14 protein-coding genes are annotated in these 17956 nt (G+C 70.1%); 4 read left to right on the forward strand and 10 right to left on the reverse strand.

Going from position 1 to position 17956, the window contains the following annotated elements; all coding sequences use genetic code 11:
- Positions 1-17 precede the first annotated feature (17 nt).
- Complete coding sequence (locus NNL39_RS03010; RefSeq protein ID WP_255160229.1) at positions 18-1334, forward strand: DUF4032 domain-containing protein; 1317 nt, start codon at positions 18-20, stop codon at positions 1332-1334.
- Between the two features lie 13 nt (positions 1335-1347).
- Here the strand turns inward: NNL39_RS03010 and NNL39_RS03015 are convergent, their stop codons facing one another.
- The 7 genes from NNL39_RS03015 to NNL39_RS03045 all read right to left on the reverse strand — a co-directional run bounded on the left by NNL39_RS03015 (position 1348) and on the right by NNL39_RS03045 (position 11106).
- The gene (locus NNL39_RS03015) at positions 1348-3768 is read right to left on the reverse strand and encodes a hypothetical protein (protein ID WP_255160230.1); all 2421 of its coding nucleotides are present in this window, start codon (positions 3766-3768) and stop codon (positions 1348-1350) included.
- Between the two features lie 13 nt (positions 3769-3781).
- Positions 3782-4594 carry an Ig-like domain-containing protein gene (locus NNL39_RS03020; RefSeq protein WP_255160231.1) on the reverse strand — a complete coding sequence of 271 codons (813 nt, stop codon included), beginning with the start codon at positions 4592-4594 and terminating at the stop codon, positions 3782-3784.
- 64 nt (positions 4595-4658) lie between these two features.
- Positions 4659-6035: an NAD(P)(+) transhydrogenase (Re/Si-specific) subunit beta gene (locus tag NNL39_RS03025; RefSeq protein ID WP_255160232.1), complete on the reverse strand. Its 1377-nt coding sequence runs from the start codon at positions 6033-6035 to the stop codon at positions 4659-4661.
- On the reverse strand, positions 6032-6340 hold the full coding sequence (locus tag NNL39_RS03030; RefSeq protein WP_255160233.1) for an NAD(P) transhydrogenase subunit alpha: 309 nt from the start codon (positions 6338-6340) through the stop codon (positions 6032-6034). The genes NNL39_RS03025 and NNL39_RS03030 overlap by 4 nt, the downstream gene beginning before the upstream one ends.
- Positions 6340-7494, reverse strand: coding sequence for a Re/Si-specific NAD(P)(+) transhydrogenase subunit alpha (locus tag NNL39_RS03035; protein WP_255160234.1), 1155 nt, complete (start codon positions 7492-7494; stop codon positions 6340-6342). The genes NNL39_RS03030 and NNL39_RS03035 overlap by 1 nt, the downstream gene beginning before the upstream one ends.
- Before the next feature lie 124 nt (positions 7495-7618).
- Positions 7619-8920 carry a dihydrolipoamide acetyltransferase family protein gene (locus tag NNL39_RS03040; protein WP_255160235.1) on the reverse strand — a complete coding sequence of 434 codons (1302 nt, stop codon included), beginning with the start codon at positions 8918-8920 and terminating at the stop codon, positions 7619-7621.
- Entirely contained in the window at positions 8920-11106 is a 2187-nt protein-coding gene (locus NNL39_RS03045; RefSeq protein WP_255160874.1) for an alpha-ketoacid dehydrogenase subunit alpha/beta, read from the reverse strand. Before NNL39_RS03045 ends, NNL39_RS03040 begins: the two co-directional genes overlap by 1 nt.
- A gap of 124 nt (positions 11107-11230) precedes the next feature.
- Here NNL39_RS03045 and NNL39_RS03050 point away from each other — a divergent pair, with 124 nt between their 5' ends.
- Positions 11231-11755, forward strand: a complete 525-nt coding sequence (locus NNL39_RS03050) for a VOC family protein (RefSeq protein ID WP_255160236.1) — start codon at positions 11231-11233, stop codon at positions 11753-11755.
- Between the two features lie 4 nt (positions 11756-11759).
- The gene (locus tag NNL39_RS03055) at positions 11760-12434 is read left to right on the forward strand and encodes a GntR family transcriptional regulator (protein ID WP_255160237.1); all 675 of its coding nucleotides are present in this window, start codon (positions 11760-11762) and stop codon (positions 12432-12434) included.
- A gap of 9 nt (positions 12435-12443) precedes the next feature.
- Here the strand turns inward: NNL39_RS03055 and NNL39_RS03060 are convergent, their stop codons facing one another.
- A complete protein-coding gene (locus NNL39_RS03060; RefSeq protein ID WP_255160238.1) occupies positions 12444-13187 on the reverse strand; it encodes a cupin domain-containing protein in 744 nt (247 codons plus the stop codon).
- A gap of 215 nt (positions 13188-13402) precedes the next feature.
- Between NNL39_RS03060 and NNL39_RS03065 the strand changes: the two genes are divergently transcribed.
- On the forward strand, positions 13403-14308 hold the full coding sequence (locus NNL39_RS03065; RefSeq protein WP_255160239.1) for an NAD(P)-dependent oxidoreductase: 906 nt from the start codon (positions 13403-13405) through the stop codon (positions 14306-14308).
- 39 nt (positions 14309-14347) lie between these two features.
- Here NNL39_RS03065 and NNL39_RS03070 read toward each other — a convergent pair whose 3' ends face one another.
- Together NNL39_RS03070 and NNL39_RS03075 are read right to left on the reverse strand one after the other, a co-directional pair.
- Positions 14348-15370, reverse strand: a complete 1023-nt coding sequence (locus tag NNL39_RS03070; protein ID WP_255160240.1) for a ketopantoate reductase family protein — start codon at positions 15368-15370, stop codon at positions 14348-14350.
- Between the two features lie 31 nt (positions 15371-15401).
- Positions 15402-17933, reverse strand: coding sequence for an ATP-binding cassette domain-containing protein (locus NNL39_RS03075; protein WP_255160241.1), 2532 nt, complete (start codon positions 17931-17933; stop codon positions 15402-15404).
- Positions 17934-17956: the final 23 nt, after the last annotated feature.

The following is a 17956-nucleotide window of genomic DNA, read 5'->3' on the forward strand; positions in this document are numbered from 1 at the left end:
CCGCGACAGGAGCTCGCATGAGCGCATCGCTCTCGATCACCTCGGCCGTCACCGATCCGGCGCTGCTCGACCTGCCGTGGCAGCTGCCGCTCGAGCTCTGGCCCGACGACGCGATCGCGTCGCTGCCGAAGGGCATCTCGCGACACCTCGTGCGATTCGTGCACATGAGCGACTTCGTCGTCGCCGTGAAGGAGACGACGGAAGAGATGGCGCGGCGCGAGTACGACATGCTGCGCACGCTGCAGCGACTCGATATCCCGTGCGTCGAGCCCGTCGCCGTCATCACCGGGCGGGTGAGCGCGGAAGGCGAAGAGCTCATGCCCGTGCTCGTCACGCGCCACCTGCGCTTCTCGCTGCCGTACCGCGCGCTCTACTCGCAGACCCTGCGCCCCGACACGGCGACGCGGCTCGTCGACGCCCTCGCCCTGCTGCTCGTGCGCCTGCACATCATCGGCTTCTTCTGGGGCGACGTCTCGCTCTCGAACACGCTCTTCCGCCGCGACGCCGGCGCCTTCGCCGCCTACCTCGTCGACGCCGAGACGGGCCAGCTCTACGAGGGCGGCCTGTCGAACGGCCAGCGCGAGAACGACCTCGAGATCGCGCGGGTCAACATCGCCGGCGAGCTGCTCGACCTGGAGGCGGGCGGTCGCCTTGACGAGAGCGTCGACGCGATCGAGACGAGCAACGGCATCATCGAGGCCTACCGCTCGCTCTGGAAGGAGCTCACCGGCTGGGAGTCGTTCGACCGATCGGAGCGCTGGCGCATCAACCAGCGCGTCGAGCGCCTCAACGACCTCGGCTTCGACATCGAGGAACTGGCGATCACGACCGACGGCGAGAGCACCGAGGTGCGCATCCGCCCCAAGGTCGTGGATGCGGGCCATCACACGCGGCGCCTGCTGCGGCTGACCGGCATCGATGCGGAGGAGAACCAGGCGCGCCGCCTGCTCAACGACCTCGATTCGTACGCGGCATCCAACTACCCCGATCGGGAGGCGGACGAGGAGGTCGTCGCCCACGAGTGGCTCGCGCGCGTGTTCGAGCCCGTCGTGCGCGCGGTGCCGAAAGATCTGCGCGGCAAGCTCGAGACGCCCGAGCTGTTCCACCAGCTGCTCGAGCACCGCTGGTACCGCTCGCAAGACGAGGGTCGTGCGATTCCGCTCGCCGAGGCGCTCAGCTCGTACATCGACACGGTGCTGCGGCACCGCCGCGACGAGGCGACGATGATCGCCCCGCCGACCGAGACGATCTCGCTACCCGCGCTCGACACGAGCGAGATCGAGATCGTGGAGGGCGACGACGCCCCGGCGGGAAGCTGGCGCGACAAGATCTGATCCGTCGTGCGACTCAGGTCGATGGCTCGATCTGCAGTTGCACCGTGACCTCGACCCCGTCACGCACGAACGTGAGCCGGGTACCCGAGAGGAACTGCTCGATCGGCACCCTCACGGACTGCCGGACCGCGCGATCGTAGCCGTCTGCCCGCGGGATATCGGTCGGGCATGCCGCGTTATCGCCGCCGACCGACTCCGGCGTGAACGCCTCGACGTGCACCGACACCTCGGTCGACCGGATGAGGTACGTCGACCGGACGTCGTTCTCGAGAGGAGACGTCTGCACGCCGGACCCGCACGAGAACCACTGGCGCCGAGACCGGTCGTTCTGCCAGACAGCACTTCCGATCGTGACCGAGTGCTCACCCAGGACGACGGGGCCGCCGTCGAGGCGGCGCACGGAGATGTCGGCGCGAACCTCGACCGGTCGCGGATCGACGAAGACGACGCCGGCCGGCCACATGAGGCCCTGCAGACCGTTTCCGTCGTAGACACTGATGTTTCCGTCTCGGTCGGTGAGAGTGAGAACGAGCGAGTAGGCCGTGCGGGCATCCACCAGTCCGAGATCGATGACATGCCGCTGCGCGAACGACGTCTCGCGAATGACGGGGACGTCGACGTCGATGACGCTCGGGTCGCCCGAGAAGGAGTAGTCGACCGAGAACGTGCCGACCATGGTGACCTCGCGGTCGGCGACGATGGTCGCGGTCGCGGGGAAGGTGATGCCGTCGGCCTGCGGTGGCCCGATCTCGATCCCTGAACTGCGGTCGAGCACGGGTCGATCGACCTCGGCCAAGGGCATGTCGTCGCGCACCCAGTCGGTGAACCACGAGTCGCGACCATCGACCCAGTCGATCCGCAGTCGGACCCAGCTGCGGTCGTAGGGCGCGCATCCGTTGCCGAGGCACTCCCGCTGCGCGGGCAGGGGGACATCGACGAACGTCGACGGGAGGGATTCGCATCCGATGCCGCACTGCCGCGCGTCGATGATGTGGGCGTACGGGCGCGCCGCTGAACGAGGCGCACCGTCCTGCAGGGTCGAGACGATGAGGGTGTTGTTCCACCTCCAGTCCGGTGCATCAGCGAACCGCGTCGCGTCGCACAGGACGTAGTCGGTCGCGCGAACGGGCCCCCAGAAGTCGGTGCCCCACCCGCCGCAGTAGGACTCGCCGAACAGTGCAGACTCGGAGAACGACCCGCCCAGGCGGGCCTCGAGCCGCACGGGGTTGGCGAGAATCCACTCGTCCAGGTCCGCATCGTCGACGGAAATCACGGGGTAGGCGAGGTCAGGGCTGTGAAGCACCTCGCCGAAGACCTGATCAGGAATGTTCCCCGACCACGTGTGCGACTCGACCCAGCCCGCGCAGACCGTGATCGTCGACGCCTCCGGAACGGCGAAGGCCGCCGCATGCCGTTCGATGAAGAGGTCGTTGTACCCGGCCTCCCGCAGCTGCTCTCGCGACGAGCTCTGCATGACCTGGTCGATGGGCTCGATCGCGTTCTCGATGTTGTCGAAGTCGCAGGCGAGGGCCGGTTCGCCGAAGGGAACCGCGAAAGCGAGAAACCGCACCGTCGCGACATCGCCCGTCGCGACCGAGATCATGACCGCGGTCGGCGTGATCGGCTCGACCCACGAGGGCGGGATCGGGTTCGCGTCGTACCACTGCAAGCGCTTCTCGAGGCGAGCGGTGCCGCCCGTCTGATCGGTGGCGTCGATGACCGCCGTGCCCTGCCACGCGGGCGAGAGATTCGTCAGCGCGACGCAGTGCGCGATGAAGTCGACCGCGCCGGCCGCGAGCCACGCCGATTCGGCCTCGTCGGAGGTCGTGACGGTGAGCGCGCGTGGCGCCCCGTCAACCACGTACGTGATGTCGAGCACGACGGGCCGGGTCGAGAAGACCTGGAACTCCCATCGATCGCGAGCGTTGGCCTCCGGCGCGCAATCCGATCGGTCGCTCGCCCGCAGCTCGAGTGGCGGGCCGAAGGGCAGATCGAGAACGGTCGCTCGGCCGCCGTCAGGGCACTCGCCCTCGACGGGAGGCAGTGCGGCGCAGGGGTCGGCCGAGATCGCCGCGCGTCCCGCACTCGGCAGCAGGTCGCGCGCGAGCAGGAGCGCTTCCGGGTCGGCGCGGTCGAGCGCCCCCACCTCCTCGGTCATCTCCAGCATCGCCGACCGTGCCGCCACGGCTGACGCCGGGTCGGCCGTCGACACCTGGGTCGGCACCAGCAGCTCGTCGATCGGGGGTTCGTCCCCGTCCCGGTCGAGCGCGAGCGGCGTGATTCCCGAGCTCGTGGGCAGCACCCACGCGTCGAGCAATTCAGGTTCGACGATGCGCGGAGCAGCAAACGGAGCAGCGATGGCGAAAGCGCCCACCCCCACCGCGATGGACGTGACGCCGGCAATGACGGGCATCCAGATTCGGCGAGATATCACGGAGGCTCTCTCGTTAGATGAGGCAGTCGACGGGAACGGTCAACCCAGCGGGCGCACTCACGTTGCCCGCAGCATCGACCGCCGTGATCGCGAATTGAACGGGTCCCTGCGTGCCGGGGCCGGTCGCGTCGAAGGTGAAGACCCACACCGCGCCCGACCGGGTCGCGGTCGCCTGGCCGGAGTAGGCGCCGCTCCACGTCGCCCGAACAGCAGTGACGCCGACATTGTCAGTGGCGGCGATCGTGATCACCGATGCCGTGGGGTAGGTGTACCCGGCGTCGCACGCGACGATCGGATGCTGCGAGGTGACACTGGAGATCCTGGGGGCCGCGGTGTCGCGTGCCGGGGCCGGCGGCGCGGGAGGTGCCGCCCCGCCGGAGCCGTCGACCGGTGGCTCGACAGCGCCCGGATCGGCAGCGCCCGGATCGGCGGCGGCTGGCGTCGGGTCCGCCACGATCGTCACCGAGGCGCATTGCCCGCCGACGGGTGCGACACTCACGGCGGCGGCCTCGCCGTCATCGAGCACGATCACGCTGATCGGCACCCAGAGCAGCTCGCCGAGACGCTGCGGGTTGCGCACGGCCACCCAGTCAGCGTCGTCGCTCTGGGCGACCACGAGCACCCGGTCGCCCGCGAACAGCTCGCTGACCACGGGGCCATCGACGCACGCATGAGCGGCCGTCGACTGGATCACCCCGCCGATTCCCGGGTCGAGCGGTTGGGGCGGTGCAAGAACGCCCGAGAGTGCGATGCTCGCTCCGGCCACGCCCGACAGCGCCACGGCACCCGCCGAGATCATCCACCCGCTGAGCGCACTGATCGCCATCGCACCATCCTGTCGGCCGCATGGGTGGAGCGGTAGGGGCGAATCGTCTTCTTCGTGACCGCTGCTACAGGTTCTTGACGGCCGTCAGCACCTTCGTGAGCGAGTCCTTCGCGTCGCCGAACAGCAGCGTCGTCTGGGGCTCGTAGAGCAGGTCGTTCTCGATGCCCGCGAAGCCGGGGCGCATCGAGCGCTTGAGGAAGACCACCTGGCGCGCCGAGGCCACGTCGAGGATGGGCATGCCGTAGATGGGCGAGCCGGGGCTCGTCTTCGCGGCCGGGTTCACCACGTCGTTCGCCCCCACGACCAGGGCGACGTCGCAGTTCTTGAACTGCGGGTTCACCTCGTCCATCTCGGCGAGCACCTCGTAGGGCACGTTCGCCTCGGCGAGGAGCACGTTCATGTGCCCGGGCATGCGGCCGGCGACGGGGTGGATGCCGAAGACGACCTCGATGCCCTTCGCCTCGAGCGTCGTCGCGAGCTCCGCCATGGTGTGCTGCGCTTGCGCGACGGCGAGCCCGTAGCCCGGCACGACGATGACGCGCTGGGCGTAGCCGAGCAGGATGGCGACGTCCTCCGCGCTCGAGCTGCGCACGGGGCGGTCGCTCTGCGCGGTCGAACCCGCGGTCGAGCCGCCGCGGAACGCCCCGAAGAGCGTGCCGGTCACGCTACGGCCCATGGCCGAGGCCATGGCCCGCGTGAGAATGGTGCCGGATGCTCCCACCAGGGTGCCCGCGACGAGCAGCAGCGTGTTGCCGAGCACGAGGCCCGATGCGGCCACCGTCAGGCCCGTGAAGGCGTTGAGCAGCGAGATGACGATCGGCACGTCGGCGCCGCCGACCGGCAGCACGACGAGCACGCCGAGCGCGGTGCCGAGGGCGAGCAGCACGTAGGCCGCGGTCGGGTCGGCCGTCAGCACGAGCCAGACGGCGCTCGCGAGCGAGCCGAGCGCGACGAGCGAGATGACGATCGGGGCGCCCGGGAAGACGATCGGTCGAGTCGGCATGAGCTCTTGCAGCTTGGCGAAGGTGATCGCCGATCCCGAGAACGAGACCGCTCCGACGAGCACCGTGAAGGCGACGGCGATGACCGCGCCGAGCTCGTCCGCGACGAGGGGCAGTTCGAGCAGTGCGACGAGCGCCGCGGCACCGCCTCCGACGCCGTTGAAGAGGGCGACGAGCTGCGGCATCTGGGTCATCTTGACCATGCGCGAGGCGGGCACCGCGATGACGGTGCCCAGGGCGATGACGCCGAGGATCAGCAGCATGTTGTCGAGCTCGGTCGAGAGGAACACGACGACCATGGCCAGCAGCGCACCGAACGCGCCGATCAGGTTGCCGCGGCGGGCCGACTTCGGCGAGCTGAGGCCCTTGAGGGCGAGGATGAAGCAGACGGCCGCGACCAGGTACAGCACGGCGGTCCACTCGGGGCTGAGCACGATCACTTCGACTCCTCGCGAACCTTCGCGGCGGGCGTGCGGCCGCCGAACATCTCGAGCATGCGGTCGGTGACGACGAAGCCGCCGACCAGGTTGACGGTCGCGAGCAGCACCGCGATGAGGGCCACGACGAGCACCGGGATGCTCTCCGCCTGCCCAGCGACGATGACGGCGCCGACGAGGATGATGCCGTGGATGGCATTGGCCCCCGACATCAGGGGCGTGTGCAGCGTGCTCGACACCTTCGAGACGACCTCGAAGCCGACGAACACGGAGAGCACGAAGAAGGTCAGCAGGGTGATGGCGTCCATTACTTGTCGCCCTTCCGGTCGGCGATGGCGGCGGCAGTGGGCTCGTGCCGCACCGCCCCCTCGTGCGTGAGGCACGCGCCCGCGACGACCTCGTCGTCGAAGTCGGGCGCGAGGACGCCGCCCTCGCGCGTCATGAGCGCGACGAGATTGGCGATGTTCTGGCCGAGCAGGCGTGAGGCGTCGAAGGGCATCGTCGACGCGGCATCCTTCATGCCGACGATCGTGACGGCGCCACCGGTGACGGGCACGAGAACGTCCTCCCCCGGCTTCGCGCCCTCGACGTTGCCGCCCGTCTCGGCGGCGAGATCGACGATGATCGACCCGGGGGCCATGCCCTGCACCATGCTCGCGGTGATGAGGCGCGGTGCCGGGCGGCCGGGGATGGCGGCGGTCGTCACGATGAGGTCGGCCTCGGCGACGTGGGGCGCGAGCAGTTCGCGCTGCCGGTCGGCACGATCGGCGGCGAGCTCTTTCGCGTAGCCACCGGCGGCATCGGCCGCGGCGTCGAGGTCGAGGTGGATGAACGTGCCGCCCATCGACTGCACCTCATCGGCCGAGGCCGAGCGCACGTCGTAGGCCGACACCTTGGCGCCGAGTCGCTTGGCCGTCGCGATGGCCTGCAGACCGGCGACGCCCGCCCCGAGCACGAGCACGCGCGCGGGCGGGATGGTGCCGGCCGCGGTCATGAACAAGGGGAGGAATCGCGGAAACCGCATGGCGCCCTCGAGCACGCAGCGGTAGCCGGCGACGAGGGCCTGCGACGTGAGGGCGTCCATCGACTGGGCGCGCGAGATGCGCGGGATGAGCTCGAGCGAGAACGCCGTGACGCCGCGCGCGGCGAGCGCCGCGACACCGTCGAGCTCGCTCGCGGGCGAGGCGAACCCGATCGTGATGGCGCCCTTCGGCAGCTTCCCGATCGTCTCGGCATCGAGCGGGCGAACGTGCACCACGACGTCGACCTTCGACAGCGGGATGCTCGCCGCAAGCGCGGCCCCCGCCTCGACGTAAGCGGCATCGGCGTAGCCAGCAGCGACCCCCGCGCCCTTCTGCACGGTCACCGCGTACCCCGCGGCGACGTACTGAGCGACGGCCGCCGGCGTTGCGGCGACGCGCCGCTCCCCCTCGATCGGCTCACGCCGGATGGCGATCTTCATTGATTCTCCCGTTCGGCTGGCACAGCAAACACTGGAACAGTATCGGTTTCGGGGTGCTGAGAGAGAGGTATCCGGCGCGCATCGGGTGAAAGAAACTGCGTTCTTTGCAGGATCGCAGGCGCGATCAGGCGAGGATCGAGACCGGGTTCTCGATGCGGGCGACGAAGGCGGCGAGCCAGCGCGCGGCGAGCGCGCCATCCAGCACCCGATGATCGGCGGAGAGCGTCACGGTCATGATCGTGCCCACGGCGAGCGCGCCGTCGACCACCACCGGAGCCTGCCGTGCGGCACCGACCGCGAGGATGCCGGCCTGCGGCGGGTTGATGATCGCGCTGAAGGCGGGCGTGCCGAACATGCCGAGATTCGAGACGGCGAAGCTGCCGCCCTCGATCTCGTGCTGCTTGAGACCGCCGCTGCGGGCGCGCGTCGCGAGGTCGCCGATCGCGGCCGAGAGGGCCGTGACGCTGAGCGACTCGACGCCGCGCACGACGGGGGTCACGAGGCCGTCGTCGAGCGAGACCGCGATCGCGATGTCGGCCGTGCGGTGGCGCAGCATGCCCTCGTCGGTCCACGTCGTGTTGGCCTCAGGAACGTCGACGAACGCCGCGGCGACCGCCTTGACGACGAGGTCGTTGACCGAGATCTTGACGCCGTCGATCGCGTTGATCTCGCGCCGCAGCTCGAGCAGGCGATCGACGCGGCAGTCGGCCGTGAGGTAGAAGTGCGGAACCGTGCTCTTGCTCTCGGTCAGGCGGCGGGCGATCGTCTTGCGCATGCGCGAGGTCGGGATGAGCTCGGGCTCGAGGCCCGCGGGGGCCGTGGCGGACGCGGCGGCGGGGGCCGCGGCTGCCGGAGCGCTGGCCGCCGGGGTGCTGGCCGCGGGGGTGCTGGCCGAGCTGGTCGCGAGCAGCGCCTGCACGTCGCGCCGCACGATGCGGCCGCCCGGTCCCGAGCCGACGACGCCGTCGAGGCTCAGGCCCTTCTCGCGCGCCAGTCGGCGCACGAGCGGGCTCACGAACCGGCGAGCGCCGGAGTCGGCAGGCGGGGCGGCGGGCGCCGGAACAGGCGCAGCGGCCGGAGCGGCCGCGGCGGCAGGACCCGCCGCCGCATCCGACGGGGGCACCACCACAGAACCCCCGTCGGATGCGGCAGACGGTGCTGCCGCGGGAGAGGCAGGGGCCACCTCCCCTGCCTCTCCCACGATGGCGATGGGCGCGCCGACGTCGACGGCGTCGCCCTCATTGATGAGCAGCTGCAGCACGGTACCGGCCGTCTCGGCCATGTACTCGACAACAGCTTTCTCGGTCTCGATCTCGGCGAAGGGCTGGCCGACGGCGACGGCATCGCCGGGGGCGACGAGCCACTTCTGCACAGCCGCCTCAGTGACGTTGGCGAGCACCTCGGGCATGCGGATCGTCGTCGCCATCAGGCACCTGCCCCGTTCGCGACGATCGCCTGCAGTGCGGTGACGACCTCTTCCGTGCGCGCGATGGCCGCCCGCTCGAGCACGCGCGAGATCGAGGGCGACGATTCCTGCCCCGTCACGCGCTGCACCGGCTGGTCGAGCCAGTCGAAGTACCGGCGCTGGATCTCGTCGGCCAGCCACGCGCCATAACTCGTGCCCTGGGCTCCCTGCTCGACGATCAGCACGGCGTTCGTCTTCTTGACGCTCGCCTCGATGGTCGCCCAGTCGATCGACGCGCGGTCGAGCCAGCGCAGGTCGATGAGCTCGGCGTCGACACCGGTCTGGTCGATCGCCTCGAGGCTGTGCTTCACCATCGACAGGTAGCTGATGACGGTGACAGCCGAGCCCTCGCGGCGCACGGCCGCGGTTCCGGGCGGGATGATGTAGTCGAGGTCGCCCGCGATGATCTCGTCCTTCTCGGCGTACAGGTCGACGTGCTCGATCACGAGCACCGGGTCCTGCAGGGCGAGCGCGGCGTTCATGAGCCCGACGTAGTCGGCCGCCGAGGAGGGGGCGACGATGCGCCAGCCGGGGCTCGTGGCGAAGATGCCCGCCGGGTCCATGAGGTGCTGCGAACCGTAGCCCGAGCCCATCGCGACCTTCGTGCGCAGCACGAGCGGCACGGGGTTGTCGCCGCCGAACATGTGCCGCGCCTTGCCCACCTGGTTGAACACCTGGTCGGCGGCGACCCACATGAAGTCGGGGTACATGAACTCGACGACGGGGCGGTAGCGGCCGTCGAGCGCCAGCCCACCCCCGAGGCCCATGAACGCGTTCTCGCTGATGGGCGTGCCGAGCACGCGCTCGGGGTACGCCGCGCTGAGACCCTTGGTCGCGCCGTTCGTGCCGCCCTTGAGGCGGTGGATGTCCTCGCCCATGATCACGATGCGCTCGTCCTCGCTCATCCGGCGCTCCATCACCGCGGCGACGGCGTCGACGAACTTGATCTCCTCGCGAGCGGCGTCGGATCGACTCGGGTCGAGCACGCGCAGGGCGTCCAGCTCGCTCGCGTCCCCGCGCACGCCCACGTTGACGAACGCGGTGTCGGGCCAGAGCTCGGGGCGGATCCGCCGGCGACCCTGCTTCTCGGGGTCGGCCTCGAGCAGTTCGGCGGTGGCCGCATCCATCGCCGCGATCGCCTGGGCGCGCACGCTGTCGACGACGGCCTGGTCGATGAGGCCGAGCTTGATCATCTCGGCGGCGACCCGGTCGAGCGGGTCGCGCTTCTTCCACTCCTGCTCCTCCTCCTTCGTGCGGTAGCCGAAGGCGCTGCCGGGGTAGGGGCCGTTCTGGTGGAAGAAGCGGTAGACCTCGGCCTCGATGACGACGGGGCCCGCGCCCGAGCGCATGACCTCGGCCGCCTCCTGCATCGCGAGGTGCACGGCGAGCGGGTCCATGCCGTCGACGCGCCACGAGGGGATGCCGAAGCCCTGGCCCCGCACCGAGAGGCGCGTGTCGGCCACGGCCTCGTCGATGTGGGTCGAGACGGCGTAGAGGTTGTTCTCGATGAAGAAGGCCACGGGCAGCTTCCAGGCCGCCGCGAGGTTCATCGACTCGAGCACCGAGCCGATCTGCGCGGCGCCGTCGCCGAAGTAGTTGATCGTGAGGTCGGTCGTGCCGGCGTGCTTCTGAGCCCAGGCATTGCCCGTGGCCATGGGGGCGCCACCGCCGACGATGGCGTTGGTGCCGAGCGCGCCCGCCTCGAACCACTGCAAGTGCATCGAGCCGCCGCGACCGCGGCAGTAGCCCTGGGCGAGGCCGAGGATCTCGGCGAGGGTGCGCTGCAGCACGGTCTGGATGTCGGCGGTGACGAGAGCGTCGAGCGTGAGGCCGTCGGTCGCGACGTGCGTGAGCGCCTTCGCGAGGAACTGGTGGTGGCCGCGGTGCGAGCCGTTGACGGCGTCGCTCGAGCGCAGGGCCACGATCGATCCGACCGCGCCGCCCTCCTGACCGATCGACGAGTGGGCGGGGCCGTGCACGAGGCCCTCGGCCGCGAGGTCGAGCACGCGCTCTTCGAAGGCGCGGATGAGGTGCAGTTGCCCGAGCATCGTGGCGAGCAGGCCGGGGTCGGCCGCCTTCCAGTCGGCGGGCGTGGTCGTGATCTCGACCCACGGAACCTCGGTCTGCAAACGTCGCTGTTTCGCCATGAGAGTGAGAATAGACACGATTGCATCCAATCGCAACACTCTCATGAGGAATCTCTCGTGCATTTCCCTCAGATCGGGGTATATTGCATCCACTGACCGCCCTCTCCCCCGTCTGGAGGCTCCGATGGCACTGCCAGGGCTACGCGGCACCGAGCACATCGGCTTCACGGTGCCCGACCTCGACGAGGCGCACCGCTTCTTTGTCGACGTCATCGGCTGCGAGTACGTCTACTCGCTCGGTCCCTTCGAACGCGACGACGACTGGATGCAGGAGCACCTCAACGTGCACCCCCGCTCGGTCATGCGTGAACTGCGCTTCTACCGCTGCGGGCACGGGCCGAACTTCGAGGTCTTCCAGTGGGAGCCCGCCGACGGGCACGCGCCGCAACCGCGCAACAGCGACATCGGCGGCCACCACCTGGCGTTCTACGTCGACGACCTCGATGCGGGCGTCGCGCACCTGCTCGAGCACGGCATCCGCGTGCTCGGCGAGCCGACCGCCAGCCGCAATGCGAGCGAGGGCCAGCGCTGGGTCTACTTCCTCAGCCCCTGGGGCATGCAGTTCGAGCTCGTGAGCTTCCCCGCGGGCAAGGCCTACGAGCGCGACGCCGACGTGGTGCTCTGGCACCCCGCGCGTCCGGCAGAGTAAAGAGGTGACCCCGCCCCGCGAGCACGGCGCCGCCGCCGCCCACGTCGCCGACCGCATTCGCGAGGCGATCATCCGCGGCGAGTACCCGCCCGGCGCGCGCATCCGGCAGGAGGAGCTCGCCCTCGAGTCGGGCGCCAGCCGCGTTCCCGTGCGTGAGGCCCTGCGCATGCTCGAGGCCGAAGGGCTCGTGACCCTCGTGGCCAACACGGGCGCGTGGGTGTCGTCGCTGAGCCTCGGCGAGTGCCAGGAGATCTACCGCGTGCGCGAGCGCGTCGAGCCCCTGCTGCTGCGCATGAGCGGCCCGAGCCTCGACGAGCCGACGCTGCAGCGGCTCGACGAGCTCGCCGCGCAGATGGCCGACTCCGACGACTCCGAGACCTTCCTCGAACTCGACCGCTCGTTCCACCTGCTCACCTACACGGGCACGCAGACCGTCGTGCTGACCGAGCTCGTGCACCGGCTCTGGAACCGCACGCAGGCCTATCGGCGCGTGTACACGGGGCTCATGGATGCTCGCGCACGCCGCACCGTGCACGACGAGCACCGGCTCATCGTCGGGGCCTTGCGCGACCACGACATCGACGCGGCCGAGTCGCTGCTCGCCGGCCACATTCGACGCACGCGGCGCCAGCTCGCGAGTCACCCCGAGGTGTTCGCCGCGCGGGAGGAGTCGAGCTGAGGCCAGGCCTCAGCGGCGCTTCTCGGGCCGCATCGCCTTCATGGCCTGCAGCACGTCGACCGCGGACGAGATGGGACGCACCTCGGCCTCGTCGTCGTGGCCCAGGTCGCTGAGCGACTGGTACGCCATCTCGCGGCGACCGATGACGAACCAGATGCCGCGGGCGGGAACGTCGCCGGCGTTGATGTACAGGTGCGGGCGGGATGCGTCGAAGCAGAACGAATCGCCCGGCTCGAGGTCGTAGGTCTCGAAGTCGATCCGAAGGGTGAGCCGCCCCTCCAGCAGCACGCCGTACTCGAGCGCGGCATGCCGCATCATCTTGCCCTCGAGCGAGGAGGAGGCCGAGGGCTCGTAGGTGACGATGAGGGGGTCGGCGATGCCCGTGTCGCCCACGGCCAGGCGCTCCCATGTCACGCCGTTCTCCATCTCGATGACCGGGTTGTCCTCCCGGCGCTGCACCACCGAGTCGCTCCGGCGATTGCCGTCGGGGTCGGGGGCGCTCCCCGCCGAACCCACCGGGCTCAAGCCGAGCGGGGTGGCGGCGACGCGGTTCGTGCCCATGAGCCCGTCGAGCGAGATGCCGAGGTGGTTGACGAGGGCGTAGAGGGTGCTCACCGAGGGCTGGGTCTTGCCCGTCTCGACCTGCGAGAGCAGGCTCGCCGACACGCCCACGGCGGAGGCGACGGCGCGCAGGCTCAGCTTGCGGGCCTCGCGCACACGACGCAGTTCAGATCCGACATCGAACTGCATCATCACACCTTTCTGCAGCGGCGACGATCATCGTCGATCGACAGCCTCGCTGAACACGAGAACGTTGGTTCAGCATAGCCGACCACCCCGTCTACCCCCACCGATGCGCAGGGAGTTCTGGGCCGCGCCCGGCGGCCCCGGCTTGTTCACGTGATTGTGAAGCATTACTGTACGAAAGCGGTCGGGGATGCCCGCCCGCCCGGACGAAGGAGATCACCGTGGATCGCGACCGCACCGCCGAGCAGCCCGCCATCGCCTTCCTCGGGCTCGGCGCCATGGGTGTCGGCATGACCTCGCGACTGCTCGACGAAGGATTCGCGGTCACCGTGTGGAACCGCAGCGCCGGCCCCGCGCAGCAGCTGGCCGAGCGCGACGGCGTCGACGTGGCCGGCTCGGTGGCCGACGCCTTCGCGGCCCGGACCATCGTGCACTCGATGCTCACCGACGACCGCGTCGTACTCGAGGTGTTCAGCGACGAGCTGCTCTCGACCGTGCCCCCCGGCCGCGTGCACGTCAACCACTCGACCATCAGCCCCGGAGCGGCGGCCGAGCTCGCCGAGCGCCACGCGCGACACGGCGTCGGCTACGTGACCGCCCCCGTGCTCGGCCGCTCGACGGTCGCGGCCACGGGCGCATTGCTCGTCGTCGCCTCGGGCGACACCGCGGCGCTCGAGGCCGCCCTGCCGTCGTTGCAGAGCCTGGGCTCGCGGGTCTGGAACCTCGGCACGGATCCCCGGCTCGGGAGCGTCGTCAAGATCGCCGTCAACTACTCCATCCTCAACGCCCTGCAGTCGATCACCGAGTCCGTCGTGCTCGTCGAGTCGGCGGGCATCGACCCGAGCACCTTCGTCGAGATCCTCACCCACACGGCCTTCAGCGGCTCGGCCCACAAGGGATACGGCCCGATCATCGCGGAGAAGCGCTACCTGCCGGTCGGCTTCGCGATGTCGCTCGGCCTCAAGGACCTGACGCTGGCCGAGAACGCGGCGGCCGAGCTCGGCGTGCGCCTCCCCGTCGCTCCCGTGCTGCACGAGCTCTTCGACGCGGCCCTCGCCGACCCCGAACTCGCCGAGCTCGACTGGTCGGCCGTGGCCGAGGTCACGCGGCGGCGCAGCGCGCGCTGAGCATCCCGCCCCGATCGCCGACCGGGGCACGATCGGCCGTCAGTCGGCGAGCAGCAGCGCGAGGTTCTCGGGCCGGGCGTCGAGCGTGCCGGCCTCGATGCGCAGCGCGAGCTCGACGACGCGCTCGTTGAGGGGCGCCGAGCCGCCGAGCCGGAGCTGCTCGCGCACGACGAGCCCGTTGATCTCGTTGACCTCGCTTCGGCGACCCTTCATCCAGTCCTGCAGCACGGTCGTGCGGGTCGACGGCAGCGTGTAATCGGTGAGCACGCGGTCGAGCAGCGTCACAGCGTAATCGTCGGGTTCAGCGATGTCGGCCTCGGTCATGCCGAAGATCGGCATGAGCCGGCTGCCGGTGGCGAGGCACGTGCGCACGGCCTCCCGACCCGTCGCGATCATGAACTCGCGCATGCCCGGCAGTCGCACGGCGTCGCCGAGGGGCAGGTCGAGGATCGCCGAGGGCACGAGCTCGGCCGCGTTGGCGACGAGCTTCATCCACTTGGACGAGCGGATATCGGCCGAGATCTCCACCGTGCCGGCGGCGCGCAGCACCGAGGCCGCCTCCTCCTCTCGCCCGATGGTCGAGGGATGCATGCTGCCGATCGCGAACCACGACGTCGAGGGCGGGCTCTGGCGCTCGACCACGCCCGGCTCGAACATGTTCGACGAGACTTCGATCACGGCGCCGAGCGTGCGCTCGGCACCGATGATGTCGGCCATGTGGTCGAGCTCCATGCCGTTCTGCAGACCGACCACGAGGCCGTCGTCGGCCACGAGCGGGCGGATCAGCTCGCTCGCCCAGCGCGTGTCGTACGCCTTCACGAGCACGAAGACGAGATCGAAGGGCTCTCGCAGCTCGGCCACCTCGCAGAGGTGGTGCACCGTGACCGGCGTCGTCACGGTCTCTTCGGGCATCTCGACACGGATGCCGCGCTGCCGCATGGCCTCGACATGCGCGGGCCACTGCTCGATGAAGGTCACGTCGTGGCCCGCGCGCACGAGGTCGGCGCCGATGCCGGCACCGTTCGCACCCGCGCCGAGCACCGCGACGCGCGCCGCGCTCACGCGCGGCATCCCGTCTCGATCGCCCGCCCGGTCACGCGCGGGGCGCAGTGCGGCGGCGGCGCTTCGAGCGCGCGATCGCGTACAGGATGGCCGCCGCGAGGATCAGAACGCCCTGGAGGATGTACTGCCACATCTGGTCGAGCCGCAGGAACACGGTCGCGTTGAGCACCTGGATGAGGAGCATCGAGCCGAGGAGCGTGCCGACGAACGTGCCGCGCCCGCCGAGCAGGCTCGTGCCGCCGAGCACGACGGCCGTGATACTCGAGAGCGTGTACGCCACGCCCTGCGCAGGGTCGCCGACGCCGATCTGCGTCATGAGCATGATCGCTCCGAGGAAGGTGAGCGCCGACGTGGCGACGTAGCCGAGCACGACCGTGCGGTTGATCTCAACACCGACGCGCCGCGCCGACTCCTCGTCGGAGCCCGCCGCCCGGAGGCGCCAGCCCCACGGGGTCTTGCGCAGCGCGTACTCGAGACCGATGACGACGAGCACGAGCACGATGAACGCGACCGGCACGGGGCCGAGCTTCGTCGTGATGATGCTCGAGATCTCGCGGTTGATGAAGCCCTCGGCCGTCGGCCGGAGGATGAAGCTCATGCCCTGGAGTGCGATGTAGACGGTCAGGGTCGCCGCGATCGCCGTGAACTTCGCATATCGGATCAAGGACCCGTTGAGGAGCCCGACGATGAGCGAGGCACCCAGCATGGCCGCGAAGCCGAGCACGATCGAGGTGACGGGCGCTTCGTCGAGGATGAAGAACGAGCCCACGACCACGAGGAACCCGACGAGGGGCCCGACGGAGAGGTCGATGCCGCCCGTGAGCAAGGCGATCGTCTGGCCCATCGCGATGAAGCCGAGCGCCGACACGAGGAGCAGCATCGATGAGATGTTGAAGTCGCCGAGGTACCGGTCGTTCTGCGCGAAGATGAACGCCCCGAGGCCGAGCATGACGGCGACGAGCAGCACCGTGGGCGCGTAGTCGCCCTGCAGGAACCGGCGCAGCTTCGCGGCGCGGACGGCCGTGCGCTCGTCGCTCTCGGCCTCGGCGATCTCGTCGACGCTGACCGTCTGCGTCGTCGAGCTGACGGCCGCGTGGATCATGCGCTCTTCGGTCAGGTCGTCACCGCGGAGGGTGTCGACGACGTGGCCGCGCGACATGACGATGACCGTGTCGCAGAGCCCCTCGAGCTCCTTCGCGTCGGAGGAGGCGATGACGACGGGGATGCCCGATGCCGAGACATCCCGCAGGATCTGGTAGATCTCGGCGCGCGCGCCGACGTCGACGCCCTGCGTGGGTTCGTCGGCGAGCACGAGCACGGGCTCGGAGAGCAGCGCCCGCGCGACCATGACCTTCTGCTGGTTGCCGCCCGAGAGCGAGGAGACCGTGGCATCGAGCGAGGCGGCCTTGACCGAGAGCGACCCGAGGGTCTCCCCCACCATGCCCAGTTCGCGCTTGCGGCTCATGAGCGCACGGCCGCGGAAGCGGCGCAGGGCGGAGACGGCGGCGTTCTCGCGCACCGAGAGGCGCATCATGAGGCCCTCGGTGATGCGGTCGGCGGGCAGGTAGGCGGCCTTGCTGAGCAGCTCGCGGGCCGACATGGCCGTGCCGTTGATGACGACAGCGCCGTCGAGGGGCACGAGGCCGGCGAGCGCGCGGAGCAGCTCGCTCTGGCCGTTGCCGACGACGCCCGCGACGCCGATGATCTCGCCGCGGCGCGCGCTGACCGAGACGTCATTGAAGCCCGGGCCCGTGACGGCGTCGATGACGAAGTTGGGCTCCTCGTCCGACCCTTCGTGCTTGGGCGGGAAGGTCGAGTCGAGCTGGCGACCCACGATGAGCGAGAGCAGCTCCTTGTCGGAGATCTCGTCGACGACGGCCGTCGCGCGCAGCTTGCCGTCGCGCAGCACCGTGACGCGGTCGGCGAGCTCGCGCACCTCGGCGAGGCGGTGGGTGATGTACACGACCGAGGTGCCCTGGGCGACGAAGTCGCGCACGAGGGCGAAGAGCATGTCGACCGATTCCTGGCCGAGGGGGGCGGTGGGCTCGTCGAGCACGAGCAGCGCGGGCTTGACCGCGAGGGCCTTGGCGATCTCCAGCAAGTACTTCTGCGCCACGGAGAGGTTCTCGACGCGGTCGCTCAGGTGCACGCGCAGGCCGGCGGTCTCGAGCAGGCCGCGGGCGATGTCGTCGACGCGCCCGCCGGAGAAGACCGACTTCGGGAGGGCGACGAGCAGGTTCTCGAGCACGGTCATGTCGGGCATGACGGCCGGGTGCTGGTGCACGAAGGCGATGCCGCGGCGGGCGGCGGCGCGCGGGTCGAGGTCGTCGAGCGCCTCGCCGCGGAAGGTCAGGGTGCCCGTGTCGGGGCGGATGGTGCCCGTGGCCACGTTCATGAGGGTCGACTTGCCGGCGCCGTTCTCGCCGAGCAGCGCGTGCACCTCGCCGGGGAGCACCTCGAGCGAGACGTCGGTGAGCGCGGCGACGCCTCCGAAGCTCTTGGAGATGCCGGTCATGGTGAGCGTCGCGACGGTCGTCGGCGCGGCGGTGGCCTGGTTGTTCACGGTTGAACCCTCAATCGGTGCGT

Origin of the sequence: Microcella humidisoli (genome assembly GCF_024362325.1) — a bacterium.
Taxonomy (GTDB): domain Bacteria; phylum Actinomycetota; class Actinomycetes; order Actinomycetales; family Microbacteriaceae; genus Microcella; species Microcella humidisoli.

Bases quoted from the DNA above. Each gene is read 5' to 3' on its own strand.
- NNL39_RS03050 (WP_255160236.1), top strand. From the start codon at position 11,231: ATGGCACTGCCAGGGCTACGCGGCACCGAGCACATCGGCTTCACGGTG.
- NNL39_RS03040 (WP_255160235.1), bottom strand. From the start codon at position 8,920: ATGGCGACGACGATCCGCATGCCCGAGGTGCTCGCCAACGTCACTGAG.
- NNL39_RS03030 (WP_255160233.1), bottom strand. From the start codon at position 6,340: ATGGACGCCATCACCCTGCTGACCTTCTTCGTGCTCTCCGTGTTCGTC.
- NNL39_RS03060 (WP_255160238.1), bottom strand. From the start codon at position 13,187: ATGATGCAGTTCGATGTCGGATCTGAACTGCGTCGTGTGCGCGAGGCC.
- NNL39_RS03035 (WP_255160234.1), bottom strand. From the start codon at position 7,494: ATGAAGATCGCCATCCGGCGTGAGCCGATCGAGGGGGAGCGGCGCGTC.
- NNL39_RS03010 (WP_255160229.1), top strand. From the start codon at position 18: ATGAGCGCATCGCTCTCGATCACCTCGGCCGTCACCGATCCGGCGCTG.
- NNL39_RS03045 (WP_255160874.1), bottom strand. From the start codon at position 11,106: ATGGCGAAACAGCGACGTTTGCAGACCGAGGTTCCGTGGGTCGAGATC.
- NNL39_RS03020 (WP_255160231.1), bottom strand. From the start codon at position 4,594: ATGGCGATCAGTGCGCTCAGCGGGTGGATGATCTCGGCGGGTGCCGTG.